The sequence below is a fragment of the Lentimicrobiaceae bacterium genome, assembly GCA_028697555.1.
Lineage (GTDB): Bacteria > Bacteroidota > Bacteroidia > Bacteroidales > UBA4417 > UBA4417.
The window spans coordinates 12,413-30,461 of sequence record JAQVEX010000019.1 but is presented as its reverse complement, the minus strand read 5'-3'; the positions used below and the strand labels follow the sequence as shown (position 1 = coordinate 30,461).

The 18,049-nt window shown below is 35.8% G+C and carries 9 protein-coding genes and 1 riboswitch; of the genes, 4 read left to right on the top strand and 5 right to left on the bottom strand.

Features of this window, described 5'->3' with window-relative positions; translation table 11 throughout:
* The 3 genes from rsxC to PHP31_04310 form a co-directional block, all read right to left on the bottom strand.
* Nucleotides 1-1,335: an electron transport complex subunit RsxC gene (rsxC, locus tag PHP31_04320; GenBank protein ID MDD3738499.1), complete on the bottom strand. Its 1,335-nt coding sequence runs from the start codon at nt 1,333-1,335 to the stop codon at nt 1-3.
* Nucleotides 1,336-1,358: 23 nt separating this feature from the next.
* Entirely contained in the window at nt 1,359-2,234 is an 876-nt protein-coding gene (locus tag PHP31_04315) for a Fe-S cluster domain-containing protein (GenBank protein MDD3738498.1), read from the bottom strand.
* 76 nt (nt 2,235-2,310) lie between these two features.
* Nucleotides 2,311-3,213 (bottom strand): DMT family transporter, encoded by a 903-nt coding sequence (locus PHP31_04310; protein MDD3738497.1) that lies wholly within the window; start codon nt 3,211-3,213, stop codon nt 2,311-2,313.
* A gap of 384 nt (nt 3,214-3,597) precedes the next feature.
* Between PHP31_04310 and pepE the strand changes: the two genes are divergently transcribed.
* Both pepE and guaA read left to right on the top strand, forming a co-directional pair.
* Nucleotides 3,598-4,317, top strand: coding sequence for a dipeptidase PepE (pepE, locus tag PHP31_04305; GenBank protein ID MDD3738496.1), 720 nt, complete (start codon nt 3,598-3,600; stop codon nt 4,315-4,317).
* Between the two features lie 25 nt (nt 4,318-4,342).
* Entirely contained in the window at nt 4,343-5,872 is a 1,530-nt protein-coding gene (gene guaA, locus PHP31_04300) for a glutamine-hydrolyzing GMP synthase (GenBank protein MDD3738495.1), read from the top strand.
* Between the two features lie 676 nt (nt 5,873-6,548).
* On the opposite strand, the gene PHP31_04295 is transcribed toward guaA, so the two are convergent.
* Entirely contained in the window at nt 6,549-9,302 is a 2,754-nt protein-coding gene (locus tag PHP31_04295) for a hypothetical protein (GenBank protein MDD3738494.1), read from the bottom strand.
* Nucleotides 9,303-10,206: 904 nt separating this feature from the next.
* Nucleotides 10,207-10,626, bottom strand: a complete 420-nt coding sequence (locus PHP31_04290; GenBank protein MDD3738493.1) for an OsmC family protein — start codon at nt 10,624-10,626, stop codon at nt 10,207-10,209.
* Between the two features lie 153 nt (nt 10,627-10,779).
* Nucleotides 10,780-10,953: riboswitch (cobalamin riboswitch) on the top strand.
* 123 nt (nt 10,954-11,076) lie between these two features.
* Here PHP31_04290 and PHP31_04285 point away from each other — a divergent pair.
* A complete protein-coding gene (locus PHP31_04285; GenBank protein ID MDD3738492.1) occupies nt 11,077-14,898 on the top strand; it encodes a DUF4465 domain-containing protein in 3,822 nt (1,273 codons plus the stop codon).
* A gap of 185 nt (nt 14,899-15,083) precedes the next feature.
* Nucleotides 15,084-17,963 carry an aminomethyl-transferring glycine dehydrogenase gene (gene gcvP, locus PHP31_04280; GenBank protein ID MDD3738491.1) on the top strand — a complete coding sequence of 960 codons (2,880 nt, stop codon included), beginning with the start codon at nt 15,084-15,086 and terminating at the stop codon, nt 17,961-17,963.
* Nucleotides 17,964-18,049: the final 86 nt, after the last annotated feature.

Sequence of the window (18,049 nt, the reverse complement as noted above, 5' to 3'; positions counted from 1 at the left end):
TTAATTTTTTCTGTTTCTAATTATTTTTCCAACAGTATTTTTTCCAACTCTAATGTAATCAAGTAGCGGACGATGGGCAGGGCAAACGAACTGGCAGCTACCGCATTCAACACAATCCATAATGTCGTTATTTTCTGCTAATTCCCAATTTTTAACTATTGCTAATTTTTCTAATAAATAAGGTTCTAGACCCATAGGACAGGCTCTAACACATTTGGCACAACGTATGCAATTGACTTCAGTTTTTCTAGCTGAATCTTTTTCGTTGAGAAACAAAATCCCTGAAGTACCTTTTGCAACAACAGCTTCTGTTGAAAAAACCGCCTTCCCCATCATAGGACCACCGCTAACAACTTTATACGTATTGTTTGGCAGACCGCCAATATGGGTTATAATGTCATTTATTGGGGTACCTATTCTAATCGTAAAATTATACGATTTATCCAAAGATTTGCTAGCAACAGTTACAATACGCTTAATTAGAGGAATGTTTTTCATAACAGCCTGATAAATAGCATACGTAGTTCCAACATTTGAAACAACGCAACCAACTTCAAACGGTAGTTTTCCAGAAGGCACTTCCTTGCCTGTGATAGATTTTATAAGCTGTTTTTCTGCTCCTTGCGGATATTTTACTTTTAATGGAACTACCTGTATACCTTTGTACTTCTGAGCAATTTTTTGTATTGCTTCAATAGCACCGAGTTTGTTGTTTTCTATACCAATGTAACATTCATCAACTCCTATTGCTTTCATAATTACCGTAGCTCCAATAATAACTTCTTCGGGATGTTCAAACATTAGTCGGTGGTCGGCTGTGAGATACGGCTCGCACTCTGCACCATTTATAATAAGAGTTGTAACTTTTTTATCTTTCGGAATTGCAAACTTAACGTTGGTAGGAAACGTAGCACCGCCAAGACCTACAATTCCCATTTGCTGAATTTTATGGTTAATTGCTCCCGCATCTAAATCGGTTGTATTAATAATATCCGGCGAAAGGTCGGCAGTTTCAACCCATTGATCTTCTTCAGTTGAAATGAATATGCTTGTGGTTTTATATCCGCTTTGCGAAATATATTCATCTATTTTAGTAACCTTACCTGTTACCGAAGAATGGATGTTTGCTGAAACAAAACCTGAGGCTTCGGCTATTAGCTGACCTGTTTTAACAAAATCGCCTTTATTAACTATTGGTTTAGACGGACTACCTATATTTTGAGATAAAGGTATTACAACTTCTCTAACAATAGGAAATTCGCTTATTGGAATACTCTTTGCAAACTTATTTTCGGGTGGATGTATGCCACCTTTCCTAAATGTTTTAAGTTTCATTAATTCAACTTTTAATTTATATTTTACGATACAATTTGTTCTGTATTTTCTATTTCGTTATTTGTTTCAACTTTCTTCTTAGCCGGAAAATTGACTTCTAATATAGCTCCTGTCGGGCAAACTTCAACACACTTACGACATAGTTTACATTTCTCAAAATCAATGTAAGCGAGGTTGTTTTCAACAGTAATAGCATCAAAAGGACAGGTTTTGGCACATATTCCGCAACCTATACAAGCTACAGTGCAATTCTTTTTAGCAACAGCGCCTTTTTCTTTATTGACACACGATACAAATACTCTTCTGTCTTTAGCACCTTTTTGTCGAAGCTCAATGATACTACGAGGACATGCCTTAACGCAAGCACTGCATGCTGTACACTTTTCTTCGTCAACTACAGGCAAACCGGTTTCAGGATTGATATGTATAGCATCGAATAAGCAACTCTCAACACAATCGCCTAAACCCAAACAGCCGAACGAGCACCCCGACTCTCCGCTAAAAACCATTTGAGCATACAAACAACTGTTTGCTCCCTGATACATTGTTTTAGTGGAAGCATTGGCTTTGCTTCCATTACAACGAACAACAGCAACCGTAGGTTCGCTTTCTGTAGCTTGTAAACCCATAATATTGCCAACGGTTTTCATAGTTTTACTACCGCCAACAGGACAATTTAGCCCTTCAAGGCTTTCGGTTTTTACAATTTGTTCGGCAAAATTTCGGCAACCTGCATAACCGCATCCACCACAGTTTGCACCGGGCAACGCATCGCTAACAAGGTCAATGCGAGGATCTTCTACAACCTTAAATTTTTGTGCTACAAAGTAAAGGATTAAAGCAGCAAAGATGCCTATACCCGATAAGGCTATTACTGCAAAGATGATTGTCTGACTCACGACTTTTTTGTTTTAGTTTCTATAATTGCACAAAGATAACAATTAAATATTATTTTATTTTTAAACCAATAATATTTTACGATATTTTATTAACATTTTTTTGTTGAAAATTAATTTGCACAATTAACATACCTGCAAACATAACCAAACAACCTAATATTTCTTTTAAGGCAAACTGTTCGTGCAAAACTAACCACCCACCCACTAAAGCGAATACTGTTTCGAAACTCATTATCAGAGCTGCAAGCGAAGGTTCTACAAGTTTTTGTCCAACTACTTGTAGCGTATATGCTATACCTACCGATAAAATTCCTGCATATAAAAGAGGTATTAATGTGCTTTGCATGGTGCTTAGTGATACATCTTCAAATATCATCGCAGGCACAAAACTCAGCAATCCGGCAATCAAAAACTGCACAAATGCCAAGTTTAATGGCTGAACTTTTTTTAAACATTTGTCAATTACGTGTATGTGTACTGCCCAACATATTGCACTCAGGAACAACAATATATCGCCTTTCTCCAACCTAAATCCTTTTTGATATGTTAGCATCATAAGTCCTATGAGTACTACCAAAATTCCTATCCATTTTTTTCTGCTAATTTTATGACCCAATGCCAATCCTAATAAGGGAACAAATGCAATGTAAGTACCCGAAATAAATCCTGCCTTGCCTGCTCCGGTATATACTATTCCGGTTTGTTGCAATGTTGACGCAATAAACAATACCAAACCGGCATAAAAACCCATTTTAAAATCAGACTTTGATATGGATTTAATACCCGAACGAATGCATATAACAGCTAACACCGTAGCAGCACCAAGCAAAAACCTAAAAACATTAAAATAAAAGGGACCCATGGTTTCCATACCCTTTCGCTGAGCCACAAAGGCAAAACCCCATATAATTGCAGCAATCCACAGATATGCAAAGCCCGAAATATTTTTTAATGTCTGATTTTTATGTTCGCTGTTCATTTGAATGATTAATTTTGTGCAAACTTATACAATTTTTATTCTTGAAAAAAAATAGGTTTATTTTTATTGAAAGAATTAATTGGCTATTGGCTTTTGGCTGTTAGCTGTTGGCTTTAGCAATGAGCAATTAGTAATGAACAATTAGCAATTATTATTTAACAATTGCTAATTGCACATTGTTAATTGTAAATTGCTTTGCCCCACGCAACCCGAACCACGTAACACGTAACACGTAACACGTAACACGTAACACGTAAACAAATTTAACTCTAATTTTCGCAATATTTAGCCTATAAACGAGAATTATTTTAACAAATTTCATATTTTTGGAGTTTTGAAAGTGAAAGTAAATACAATTAAATAACCTTATAAACACATTTAAAAATGAATTTATTATTATTCAGTAACTCTACAAATGCAGGCGAAAATTATCTCGGTTGGACTCTACCTTATTTGAAAGATTTTATTTCGCGTAAAAATTTAAAAAAATGTTTATTCTTCCCTTATGCAGGTGTAACTGTAACGTGGGACGACTACACAAAAAAAGTTGCCGACGTATTTTCTCAATTCGGTTGCGAAATAATTGGTGTTCACACCCAAAATAACATTGAAGAAGCTATTAATCAGTGCGATGCGATAGTTGTTGGTGGTGGCAGCACATTCCGACTTGTACAAACTATGCAGGATAACGGTTCGCTTGAATTAATCAGAAAGAAAGCGCTTGAAGGCATGCCTTACATAGGTTGGAGTGCAGGTTCAAACATTACTTGTCCTACACTTTGTACAACCAACGATATGCCAATTATTGAGCCGAAAAGCTTTAAAACTTTAAATTTAATTCCATTCCAAATAAATCCGCATTATTTAGATGCTAATCCCGAAGGACACGGCGGCGAAACACGCGAACAACGAATTTTGGAATTTTTGGAAATCAATCAAAAAGTTACTGTTGTAGGATTGAGAGAAGCTACTGCTCTATCGCTTGAAAACAACAATTTAAAACTCATAGGCAAACGAAACATGCGTATTTTTAAATACGGAACCGAACCTATGGAAGTTGACAATGCTACCGATATCAACTATTTAATGCAATTAAACGCATAGTAATAAACTTTTCCGGATAAAATATATGAATCAAACCATATTAATTTTAGACTTCGGTTCGCAATACACTCAGCTTATAGCACGCAGAATACGTGAGCTCAGCGTTTACAGCGAAATTCATCCGTATAACAAAATACCAAAATTGGGTAGTAATATAAAAGGAATTATCCTGTCGGGAAGTCCTTTTTCAGTCTTAGATGAAGATGCACCGAATATAGATATCGATTCGTTAAGAAATCGCTATCCTATTTTGGGTATTTGCTACGGAGCTCAGTATTTATCTCATAATTTGGGTGGAAAAGTCGAAAAATCGACTGTAAGAGAGTACGGAAGAGCTAATTTGAGTTATATCGACAAGAATAGCGTTTTATTCAAAAATGTTGACCTTAACTCGCAAGTCTGGATGAGCCACGCCGATACTATTACTCAAGTCCCCGACAGTTTTAGTATTATTGCAAGCACTGCCGATGTTAAGGTTGCAGCTTATAAAATCAACAACGAAAACACTTTCGGATTACAATTTCACCCCGAAGTGTACCACAGCACAGACGGAAAAGCTATTTTGCAAAATTTTGTTTTAGATGTTTGCGGATGCGCACAAACCTGGACGCCTAAGTCGTACATTTCGGAAATGGTAAGCAAAATCAAAACTACCGTAGGAGACCAAAATGTTATTCTTGGCTTATCCGGTGGAGTTGATAGTACCGTTTGTGCTGTTTTGCTACACAAAGCTATTGGCGAGCAATTGCACTGTATTTTTATTGATAACGGTTTGCTTCGTAAAAATGAGTTCAGTTCTGTATTAGACTCATACAAAGGCATGGGCTTGAATGTAAAAGGCGTTGATGCCGGAAATAAATTTTTAACAGCTTTAAAAGGTATAAGCGACCCCGAAGCTAAGCGTAAGGCAATAGGTAGGACTTTTATAGAAGTTTTCGACGAAGAAGCTAAAAAAATTGACAATGCCAATTGGTTAGCACAAGGCACAATTTATCCCGATGTCATTGAATCGGTTTCGGTTAAAGGACCTTCGGTAAGTATCAAGAGTCATCATAATGTTGGCGGTTTGCCCGACTATATGAAACTCAAATTAGTTGAACCGCTCAGAATGCTTTTTAAAGATGAAGTCAGAAAAATTGGTACCGAACTTAACATAGACCCGAATATTCTTAACCGACATCCTTTCCCCGGTCCCGGCTTAGGTATCAGGATATTGGGAGATATTACAGCTGATAAAGTTAGAATCATACAAGAAGCAGATTATATTTTCATCGACCTTTTGAAAAAACGCGGACTTTACGAAAAAGTTTGGCAAGCAGCTGCAATATTGTTACCAATTAAAAGCGTCGGAGTTATGGGTGATGAACGCACCTACGAAAACGTTGTTGCACTTCGTGCAGTAACTTCCACCGATGGCATGACAGCCGATTGGTATCACCTACCCTACGATTTTCTAGCCGATGTCAGCAATCTGATAATCAATAAAGTTAAAGGCATAAACAGAGTTGTTTACGATATAAGCTCCAAACCTCCTGCTACTATTGAGTGGGAGTGATGTCAATTAGCAATTATCAATGAGCAATGAACAATTAGGGATTGTGAATGGTGGTGGCTTGTCCCGAGAATTCGGGAGTGACGGGTGAGTTAGGAGTTATGAGTTAGGAGTTAGGAGTTGAAACACTTCGGTCATTGAGCTAGTGCCCACCGAGCGTAGCCGAGGTGTCGAAATGCCGAAGTGCTGCGTATTAATTTCGTGCTTACGCTCTATTTGCAAAATCGAGCAAGCGAGGGGATAGAGCGAGTTACGGGTTGCGAGTTGCGTGTTACGTGTTACGGGTTACGAGTTGAAACACTTCGGTCATTTGTGCAACAATTTTAAAATAAACAAGTTATATTGTTAATAATCAAAATTCCTAAAACTTATCAAATTCTTGAAGTTTTAGGAATTTTGGTTTGGGAATATGGATAGTTTAGCAATTGAAGTACAATACTGCCTACGGTTTAGGCTAAAAGCTGGCGAGTATTTTGGAGCACGTCAACACCAACCTACGATAAAGTTTATTAGTTGCAATACTTTTCAAATTGGCACTTTCTGCTCGCTTGATTTTTACCTTTGTTACAGTCTAGTGTTCTGCCTTACGATATTGTGAGCCATTGTCAATATATAGGAACCTTGTCATTGGGCTTTAGTCTATATGACTTCTTGTTTTATTACTGAACAATATTATTTTTTAAAATGTTAGTAATTGTTCGATTTTCTTCCTAAACCAGTATGTAGAAGAAAGCTTTTCAGGCGATAGTTGAAATTCAGCAATAATTGTTCTATCAAATTCAGTTTTGAGACTGTATGATTTTAAAAATATTTCTACATCATTTGATTTAAGATAATCACAAACAATTTCATCTTTTTCACGAAACTTGTTGTCAGGCAATTTAAATTCCTGATATCCATTTCTTGCATTAGTCAGTTTCAATAGGATTGTATCATACCTCGAATTTTTCTGCTTAATCAATTCTTGCACGTATAATTCCCTATCAAAGCCTTTTATTTGCAACTCAGAAATGTTATCGGGATGATATAAGTAGTTTTCAAAGCAGTAGTAGTCAAGTATTATATAGTTACTGTATTGATTTTTTAATTTCATTATTTCGTTGTCTGTGAGAAAATCCCTATCCCTCAAACCAAAATGAGTTGGATTTGCAACCGTTTGTATAAAGACTCCACTACTATTTTTTTCTGGTATAAAGTGAATATTCTGAAAATTTAGTTTATTAAAAAATGTTGAGTTTTGGTTTTCGCAATAAATGATTATTTTCTCATCAATTCTTGGAATTATTAAATTATTAAACTCTTCGGTCAGAGAGGATAATTCATCCTTCATTTTTCTATATTTTTCAGAATCATAGTATTTACTATGGATTTTATCTTTCAGATTAGACTTATATTTAGATTGACCCAGGAAAACAGACTTAATGAGGGTACTGAATGTTTTGTTAATTTGTTCAACTTCTATATCAGCTTTCTTAATTTGTTCTTCATAATCAGAAATTCGAATTTTAACTTGTTCGATTTTTACACTAAGAGTTTCCTTTCTGCTACTAAGTTCTTGTATTCTCGAATTACGAACCAGTTCCAGCTCCTTCTCTATTTTCTTGTTTGTCTTATCTTGAAGTTCGTCAATCTTTTTATTTAATGTTCCAATTTCATTTTTGACCAAACTTAGTTCTTCTGACAAGCTTTCTTTTTTTTCTTTCTCTTGACCAAGTAGTTGTTTAGTTACTTCATATCTTTTAAATATCTCTTCTTTAATAAGTTTAGCGTTTTCTTCAACTGTGTTGCTTACTTTTATCTTTTGACGTAAAGCCTTATTTGTTAGAATTTCTGTAACAAGTTCGCTAGTAAACTTTTCACTATCATCGTACTGGGACATTGCATTCAAAATAGCAAGGCTCACTCTTTCAGATTCGCTATCAACTTCTTTGAATAGAAATGGTAATCTAAAATTGCCTAAAATAGCATTTTCAAATTTTTCTGTTCTAGGAACCCAGAATTGTAGCATTGAGATAAATTCATTAGGGTGCAAACATATGCTAATTTTGGTATTTGTGTCTCTGTATTGCTTATATTTATCATACTCAAGAAAGCTAAAATCTAACGTTAAAATCCAGTTGACGACATCTTTTGTAGAATCAATGTAGGCAGGTCGTTTATCTTTTACATAGTGCCACATTTTGCAATCATGATTGAATTTATCATAAATATTTCGCTTTCTCAATTCCTTTTCTTCTTCATTTAGTCCTACATATTTCCCTGCTCTGTCGTTACGGTCAAATCGATATTCAACCTGATCTAGTAAATCATTAACAACCCGTATATCTGTTGAGTATTTATCCATATTGTCCTGCTGTATTTCAATACCTTTTTTCCTGATATTTACTGTGAAATTATCTAGATAAGGGTCGAAGTAATCGTCTACGTCTAACATTATTCCCTTTTCGTGACACTTCTGAAAATACTTTTTTATAATACCAGAAAAATCCTCCGTATTTTCAGCAGCTATAGCTTGGTTTAACGATGGTTTAAGCTTTTTTAGATAATCTTTAAATTTTGAGATTAGATTTTGAAACTCCATTACCGTTACAGGTAATACATAGAACTTAACTTTTACACGATTTTTTATCTCATCTAGTAGTTCTACGAGTGAATATGCTGCTTCATTAGAAGGGTTATCGTGTAAATCAAGAAGAGTTAATAAAAAGTTCGTATCAACAAAGACTTTCAAATTGGTTTGCGATTTCGATAAAGCATACACTTTATCTACCGTTTTTTGATTTAGATTTGTGGATTCAACAAAAAAATACGCGTTTAATTGATGCAAGACATATTTTTTTACAAATTTATTGTTAAAATCAAAATAGTTTAGAAGCAATGTCTGAATTTTTACTTTATTTTCATTATAACGCGAGAGAAATGAATTAAACTGTCCGTATTGTTCAATTGAAATAGCATTTTCGCCACTAATTAATTCATAAGTTTTAGCTCCAATTTCTCTTATTAAAGGAATAATCAAGTGTTCATTTAACTCACTCCATAAATTTTTTGTTTGGATTTCCGGACATAATTTTCCGCAAAGTTCCTTGAATCTTTTTTCAGCTTCAAATTCAATGTTTTTTTGAAAATCGAATGACAATCTAAAATCTTCATATGTTTCATCAGATAAAGCATATAGCCCTTCGGATACCTTTACAACTTTTTTATGCAATTTCAAAAACTCAAACTGCTTAATAATTCTATTATTATCGAAATCTGAATTAAGCACTTTTCCTAAATTAGATAATAACTCATTTTCATTTTGTGGCACATTTTTATTAATTCCAAAAATTGAAATTAAAATGTTTTGAATAGATTTTTCCCACCAACCACTTTCGTTTAGCTTTACATGGTGAACTAGAGATATTATTTCTGAAGATAAAATTTTAGTCATATTTAGTATGTATTTTATTGGTCAATATTTCACTTTCATATTTTCATAATTATTTATCTTTCAATGCTTCAATATTGTTATTTGTTTCCTATGCTTTCCGTCGACACTTAATCCCCAAAACAAATATACAACAATTTTAAAATAAACAACTAATAAAATTATAAAACACACATTTATTTACCCAATAAACAAATTTAATATCACCTAAATATTATTTTTGTACTTATAGTTTACAACACAAATGGCTAAATCCGAAAAGAAAAAGAAGGTTTTTTTTAATAAGCTTTAAGGGTATATCTCTTTTGGAATATTGTTAGCTATTGGGCATTGTCTGATGCGTGTTGTCCCGAAGTTTCGGGATGTTGCGGGTTATCCCGAAACTTCGGGACTAAAAACCTTTTTACGCAGAATATGTATAAAAGAAACGTTAAAATTTCTGAATCCTGTAAGAAATTTAGTTTCTTTTATACGGTTTTTATTGCCATAGGGCAATAAAAAATTCCTTGTAAAAAGTGTCTTTTCTTTTGTTTCGTTTTCTTTGGACAAGCAAAGAAAATGAAAAAAACAAAATTAAAACCGTAAAAGTTTATTGATTGCAAAAAAAAAGCATAATTTGGATAACTGTTGGTTAGTACGGGGTGCGGTTAGTTCTGTCCCGAAATTTCGGGAGAGTTCTGAGTCAAGAGTTGAGAAACTCAATACTCCTAACTCGTAACTCGTAACTCGTAACTAACTCCAACTACTCATCTATTTTCGGCATTTCGATACACCGATATTTCACTTCGTTCAATATCGGCACTCAATGACCGAAAATATAAAACTCGTAACTAACACCGACCACTCACCACTCACCACTCACCACTCACCACTCACCACTCACCACTCACCACTCACCACTCACCACTCACCAATCACCAATCACTATCTCATGTGTGATATTCATTACTTGCTTGTAAACATGATTTACCCCACAATACTTTTCTAACGATAAGTTGACGGCTTTTTCAACTTTTTCTTTATCAATATTATTGCCTTTCAGCTTATATATAATGTGCATTGCTGTATAATGCTTTGGGTGTTCTTCGGTCATTTCGGCTTCAATAACTACGTCAAATTCGTCGAATTGTACCTTCATTTTGTTTAAAATAGACACGACATCCATTCCTGTACAACCAGCCAATGCAGTTACCATTAAAGGTTTTGGAAGTACTCCGCTGTCTTCTCCGCCGCTTGCGACAGCAGCATCCATCATAATTTCGTGATTGTTAACTTTCGATAGGAATTTCATCTTTCCTTGCCATTTAGTCTCAATAGTCTGTTTCATAATTAGTAATATTAGTATGTTAGTATAAAATGTAAATATAAATATTTTGCAAAAGTACAAAATATCTACACATCTATATGTTTTTATGTTTAGATTTGAAACTTTGTAAAACTTTTCTAATTGTCAAACTTTGTAGGTTATAAAAATGTTATATATTTGCAAGCGAAAATTGGTTCTATTAAAAGATTAAAAGGGAATGCCGTGAGAATCGGCAACAGTACCCGCTGCTGTAAGTTTTAAAAGCATTTTTATTAAGCCACTGTTTTTACGGGAAGGCAAAAATGTACGAAACAAGTCAGAAGACCTACCATTTTCAAATTACATAATACGACTTCCGGGATTAGAGGTCTGAGATGTGTCGATATTTCAGTATATTACCTCCACCCATTTCGTATTTTGTTATAAATAGATATTGAAGTATTTATTAATGAACAATTAAAATATAACAAAATGAGAAAATTTAATCTGTTGCTATTAGCATTAATTGCTATAATGCAAATAAGTGTAGCTCAAACAAAATTGAGCGGAGAGTACATAATTAGCCAAAACGCAGCACATAATCCAAATTATACGAGTTTTCAGGCAGCTATTAACGATGCCACAACCAAAGGTGTACAAGGTATAGTTACCTTTAAGGTTATGCCTGGCACTTATGAAGAGTTTTTAACTATTACGACTATTAACGAACTAAGTGCTGAAAATCAGATTGTTTTTAAAGGTATAGCTCCCGACAACCAACAAGTTGTTTTAACCGGAAATGCAGGATATTTAGAAAAACCAATAATTAAATTTTCGGCGGTAAGATACATTACTTTTAAAAACATGAAAATAGTTACAACATCAAGTAATTATGGGAATTTAGTTGTGTTTGAAAATAAAGTTAATAACTTGACCTTCGACAGTATATATTTTCATGGTATTGATGTTACAACTTCAACCTATAACAACGACAAACATATTATTTACGACAACAGCAAAAGTGCCGACTACACCGATTCGGATTTGCATTTTTTAAATTCGCAATTTGTAAATGGAAACATGGCTTTTTACTTACAAGGCAATAACGCTATAACTCCGCCCGACAGCAACTTAGTAATTGATAACTGCACATTTACAAACCAGTACACAAAAACTATTTATGCAACTTATCAAAAAAATGCTTCTATAAAAAACAACACAATTAGCAACAACGAAGATATAAAAAACGGATTTCAAGCTATTGATTTGTTTCGGGTTTACGACAATAGCGTAATTGAAAACAATATAATCAACATCGATTTTTCGACAAAAGACGGAACAGGCATAGAGGTTCGACCTGCTATTGGCTCAGCAACAGAACCTGTTATTATAAGAAATAATATGGTTAAAATTACTTCCAATTCCAACCTTAATTATGCTTTCAAACTTTCTAACAGTAGTAGCGAAAATGTAATTCTGGCTAACAATACTGCACTTATGCAAGGAACAGGAAGCGGTGCTGTTGTTTACATAGATGCCGTCATCCCTAACTTTAAAATGTACAATAATCTGTTTGTAAGCGAAAATAGCGGATACATCGTCAGGCATAATAAATCGGATATAAGTAATTTTACTTCCAACTACAACAGATGTCTTTTCAACGGTAACTATTACGGCAGAATCGGCTCAAACGAATATGCTACTTTACAGGAATGGCAAACGGCTTCCGGCAACGATAATAACACAGAAATTATAAGTACAAATCCTTTTATTTCGAATACCAATCTGCATATAAGTAATAGCACAAACCTTACTGTTGCTAATCCTTTGAGCTACGTAACTCACGATATCGACAACGAACTGCGTTCGACAACAACACCATGTGCAGGTGCTGACGAAATCGTTTCTGGTGGAAATCTTCCGCCATACGTTGCAAACCCTATAAGCGATGTTGTTTTTGAAAACGCAAACGACAGCACAATTATTTCTTTAAACAATACATTTGCCGACCCCGACGATCCAAATGAAAATATTGTAATAAGCATTGCATCTAATTCCAATCCGCAATTGGTTGAAGCTACGTTACTTGCAGGAAATAGGAATTTAAAAGTCAAACGAATAAGTCCCGATGCAGGCACTTCAACTATAGTTTTATCGGCAAACAGCAATGGACAAACTGTAGAGACTTCTTTTAACGTAATATGTAATGTTCCTGCAGTTGCTCCCGTTATTGCCAATCAGGTTGACCCTGTGAATTTTACCACGTATCCCGAAACTAAAACCATTAATCTTACCAATGCTTTTGCAGTTCCGGGCAACCCCAATGCCAACATGCAACTGGCAATTCAAAATTCTACTAACACTCATGTTCAGTCTTCTCTTTCTGCCAACATATTGACCTTACAGAGAATTAATCCAGTAGCTTTCACTAATCACGAAGTTGTAATACGTTGTACCTACAACAGCTTATTTGTTGATATGACTATTCTGATGTCGGGCACTGAAGCTACTGCAGCACACGGCACAGCGACTTTTGAAGATATTACCTTAAACAGTAACGGTACATGGACTCCACCACATACAGGTGAAAATGCTATGATTAGCGACACTTGGAGTTTCTATAACTATTATCACAGTTCGTATTGGGGTGGATTTACCGCTTCAAACAGGACAGATACGACATTAAGCGGAATGGCTGCTCAATATACTGCTATTGCAGGCGAAGGCGTAAACGAATCAGAGCAATATGCAGTTGGCTTTACAATGGGTTATCCTGCTGATGTAAAACCTGCCGATAATGATCCTGATGTTGTTTCAGGCTGCTACGTAACCAACAATTTATGGGCATACAGAGCAATTTTGGAAGGAGACGGTTACGGACCGGCTTTTGGCGGAAACTCAGGAAACGACCCTGATTATTTCAGAATTTGGGCTGTTGGAAAAAGAGAAAATAACACATACACCGACACATTGTACTACTACCTTGCCGACTACCGTTCGCCAAACAATTCGGAAGATTATGTTGTTAACACTTGGGAATGGTTCGACCTTTCTACTATGGGAATTATAAAATCCATACGCTTCGGGTTGCAATCGTCAAGAAGTAATGCTTGGGGAATGACTACACCAGCTTATTTTTGCATGGACGACTTCAACGGCATACCTCCTACTACACCGAACCAACCGCCTTATGTTGCTAACAGCATCGACGATGTGTTATTTACAACTTATCCTTGTTACGATACATTAGACTTAACTAATACCTTTGCCGACCCCGACGACCCAATCGAAAATATTGTTTTAAGCGTTGGTGGTAACACTAATCCGCAACTTGTTCAGGCAACTATTAACGAAAAAACTCTGTATTTAGAAAGACTTTCAAGCGAAAACGATACGGTTCTCATTACCATTAATGCCGAAAGCAACGGACAGTACGCAAATACATCGTTTAATGTGTTTTGTACCGACCCGCAAAACCTTCCGCCTTATGTGTTGAATCCTATTCCGGATGTTACTTTTGAGTACTATCCCGACTACGATACATTGGATTTGTCTAACACATTTGCCGACCCAGACGACCCAAGCGACAGTATAGTTTTAAGCGTTGCTAATAATACAAACCCTGAACTTGTTCAAACCATTTTAGACGATAAAACATTATACTTAGAACGACTTAGTGCCGATGTAGGCGATGCGGTTATCACCATAAATGCCAATAGTGCCGGACAAGAAGTAGCAACCATATTTACAGTACATTGCTTGCCTTTACCTAACCCCGAGCCATACTTGGCAAATCCAATCGAGCATATTTACATATACGATTATCCTTTCGATACTACGTTCAACCTGATTGGAACCGTTTCCGACCCTGATGTTTGCGACTCTCTGATAGTATATACAGTCATAAATAACAGCTCACCTAACGATATTGAAGCCGTGATTAACAACAATAGCAATATGACTATTTCCAGATTAAATCCCAATCATGCCGAAGTTGTTGTAACCGTCAGAGCTACCAGCAACGACCAATTTATCGACTTCGATATTGATATCACAAACGTGTTGTATGAAAACGTGTATTCGTATGATAATTCAACAGCAATATATCCAAATCCGACTTCGGATTATATTAAAATTAAGAGTTTGAAAGATTTTTCTAGATATATGATATTAAATTCTAACGGAAATGTTATTAAGAACAGCGTTCTTGATAATAAAATAATAGATGTCAGTAATTTAATGCCTGGAAATTACATACTTATAATTATTGATAACAATAGAAAACATACAACACATAAGTTTATCAAAATATAAAATGGCTCACGTGGTTTTTTAAATTTTTTTGTTTTAGTTAATATTAAACACTACACCATTTGCAATACAAGGAGCTATAACGCTCCTTGTGTTGTATTACGAAAATTTAATTAAATCAAGGACAAAATATCAAATTTCATTTGTACATTTGCACAATAAATATGTAACAATAAAAACAACAAAATATGATTACAAATAACTTTATTAAACGACACAACGGTCCTACCGAAGAGCAAATTAAACAAATGTTAAATGTTGTTGGTGCAAGTAGTCTCGACGACCTTATGAACCAAACCATTCCCGATAACATCAGATTGCCCAAGCCGTTAAATTTGCCCAAGGGCATGAACGAATTTGAATACATGAATCACATTACGGAATTAGCCGAAAAAAACCAAACATTCAAATCGTTTATCGGACAAGGATATTACGATACCATAACCCCGGGCGTAATAATGCGCAATATATTTGAAAATCCCGGCTGGTACACATCATATACGCCTTATCAGGCAGAAATATCGCAAGGACGTTTGGAAGCACTCTTAATCTTTCAAACTGTAGTCAGCGATTTAACCGGCTTGCCAATAGCCAACGCAAGTTTGTTAGACGAAGGAACATCGGCTGCCGAAGCTATGATTATGCTTTATAATACGGCTCCCAAAAATAAAAACGGCGAAAAACCAAATACTTTGTTAGTCAGCAATAAAACTTTTGTGCAAACTATCGACGTCCTTAATACTCGTGCTCATCGCCTTGGTATTAATGTAAAGTTAGTTGATGACAATGATTTTAATTTTACCGATGATGTTTTTGCTATATTGGTACAATATCCCGATAAAAACGGAAACATCAATAACTACAAAGCTTTATGCGAAGAAGCTCAAAAAAACAACGTAAAAGTAATTGTAGCTGCCGATATTTTGAGTTTAGCTTTGCTAACTCCTCCGGGAGAATGGGGAGCCGATGTTGTTGTTGGTAGCACCCAACGCTTGGGTATCCCAATGGGATTTGGCGGACCTCACGCTGGTTATTTCGCCACCAAAGATGATTACAAACGTAACATTCCTGGACGTATTATCGGTGTTACTATCGATAAAAAAGGAAATAAAGCTCTAAGAATGGCGTTGCAAACTCGCGAACAGCACATCAAACGCGAAAGAGCTACTTCAAATATTTGTACTGCACAGGCATTGTTGGCTACTATGGCAGGAATGTACGCAGTTTATCACGGTGCAGAAGGTATTAGAGAAATAGCCAGACACATTAATATTCTTACAGGTGTTTTGGCTCAGGAAATTGCAAAATACGGTTATAAACAAATTAATACGGACTTTTTCGATACATTACTAATCCAAATCCCTGATAATGCCAAGATTGAAGACATCAGAAAGATGGCTTTGGATAAAAAAATGAATCTACACTATGTTGATGAAAAACATATCAACATTAGTTTGGGAGAAACCGCATGCCTTAATGATATCAATACACTGTTAGAGATTTTTGCCAAAGCTGCTAACAAAGGGTTTACAAAGTTTGTCTGCAATCCTGAAGTTTGCAAACTGATAAAGACTTTTGACGAAGGTTTCAACCGCAAATCGCCATATCTGACCGATAGCGTTTTCAACGATTATCACTCCGAAACAGGTATGATGCGTTACTTAAAAATATTGGAAAACAGAGATTTAGCTCTAAACCGCTCAATGATACCATTAGGTTCGTGTACTATGAAACTTAACGCAGCTGTTGAAATGATGCCGTTGAGCTTCAGCAAGTTTACCAATGTGCATCCTTTTGCTCCTACCGACCAAGTCCAAGGTTATCTAGAACTTATCAGTAATTTGGAAAGAGATTTGTGCGAAATAACCGGCTTTGATTCTATGTCTTTCCAACCAAACTCAGGTGCTTCGGGTGAATATACAGGTTTGCTGGTTATTCGTGCATATTTGGACAGCATTAATCAAGGACATAGAAACATTTGTTTAATTCCATCGTCGGCTCACGGAACCAATCCTGCTAGCGCAGTTATGGCAGGAATGACGACTGTTACAGTTAAAAGCGACGAAAATGGTAATATCGACATAGAAGACCTTAAACTAAAAGCCGAAAAGCACAAAGACAACTTAGGTGCAATTATGGTTACCTACCCCTCAACTCACGGAGTATATGAAGAAGGTATCAGAAAAATTGTTGATATTGTTCACGAAAATGGCGGTCAGGTTTATATGGACGGTGCTAACATGAACGCACAAGTCGGATTTACCAACCCAGGTTATATTGGAGCCGACGTTTGCCACTTGAACCTACACAAAACCTTTGCAATACCTCACGGTGGTGGCGGTCCCGGTGTTGGTCCTATTGGAGTTGCAAAACACCTTACACCGTTCTTGCCGGGTCATAGCATTACAAAAATAGGTACCGATAAATCTATTAGTGCGGTATCTTCCGCTGCATTCGGTAGCGCTTATGTGTTGCCTATTACCTACGGTTACATTAAACTTTTAGGACAAGAAGGATTGGAAAAAGCTACACAGCTTGCAACACTTAATGCCAACTATTTGAAAAAACGTTTGGAAGGACATTACAAAGTTCTTTATACAGGCAAAAACGATCGCGTTGCTCACGAATTTATCATCGACTGTAATCAGTTTTTGAAAACTGCTAATATTACAGCTGCCGACATTGCAAAACGTTTGATGGACTATGGTTTCCACGCTCCTACTGTGGCTTTCCCCGTTATAGGTACTTTGATGATAGAACCTACCGAAAGCGAACCGCTTAGCGATCTTGACAAATTTGCAGAAGCTTTAATCGATATCAGAAAAGATATTGCTGATATTGAAAGTGGAAAGTGCGACAAAAACGATAACATCATTAAAGATGCACCGTTTACAATTGAAATGGCTACCGCCGATGATTGGGACAAGCCATATTCGAGACAAAAAGCTTTATTCCCACTAAATTGTGTTAAAATAGATAAGTACTTCCCAGCTGTAACACGCGTTGATGATGCTTACGGCGACAGAAACTTAATGCCGGTGTACTCGGATTTTGTTAGTAAAGACTAACGTCTTTTGGTGATTAGTGATTAGTGGTTGGTGAATGGTGTTATGCTCCGTTCACCCATCACCCATCACCCATCACCGACCACCAT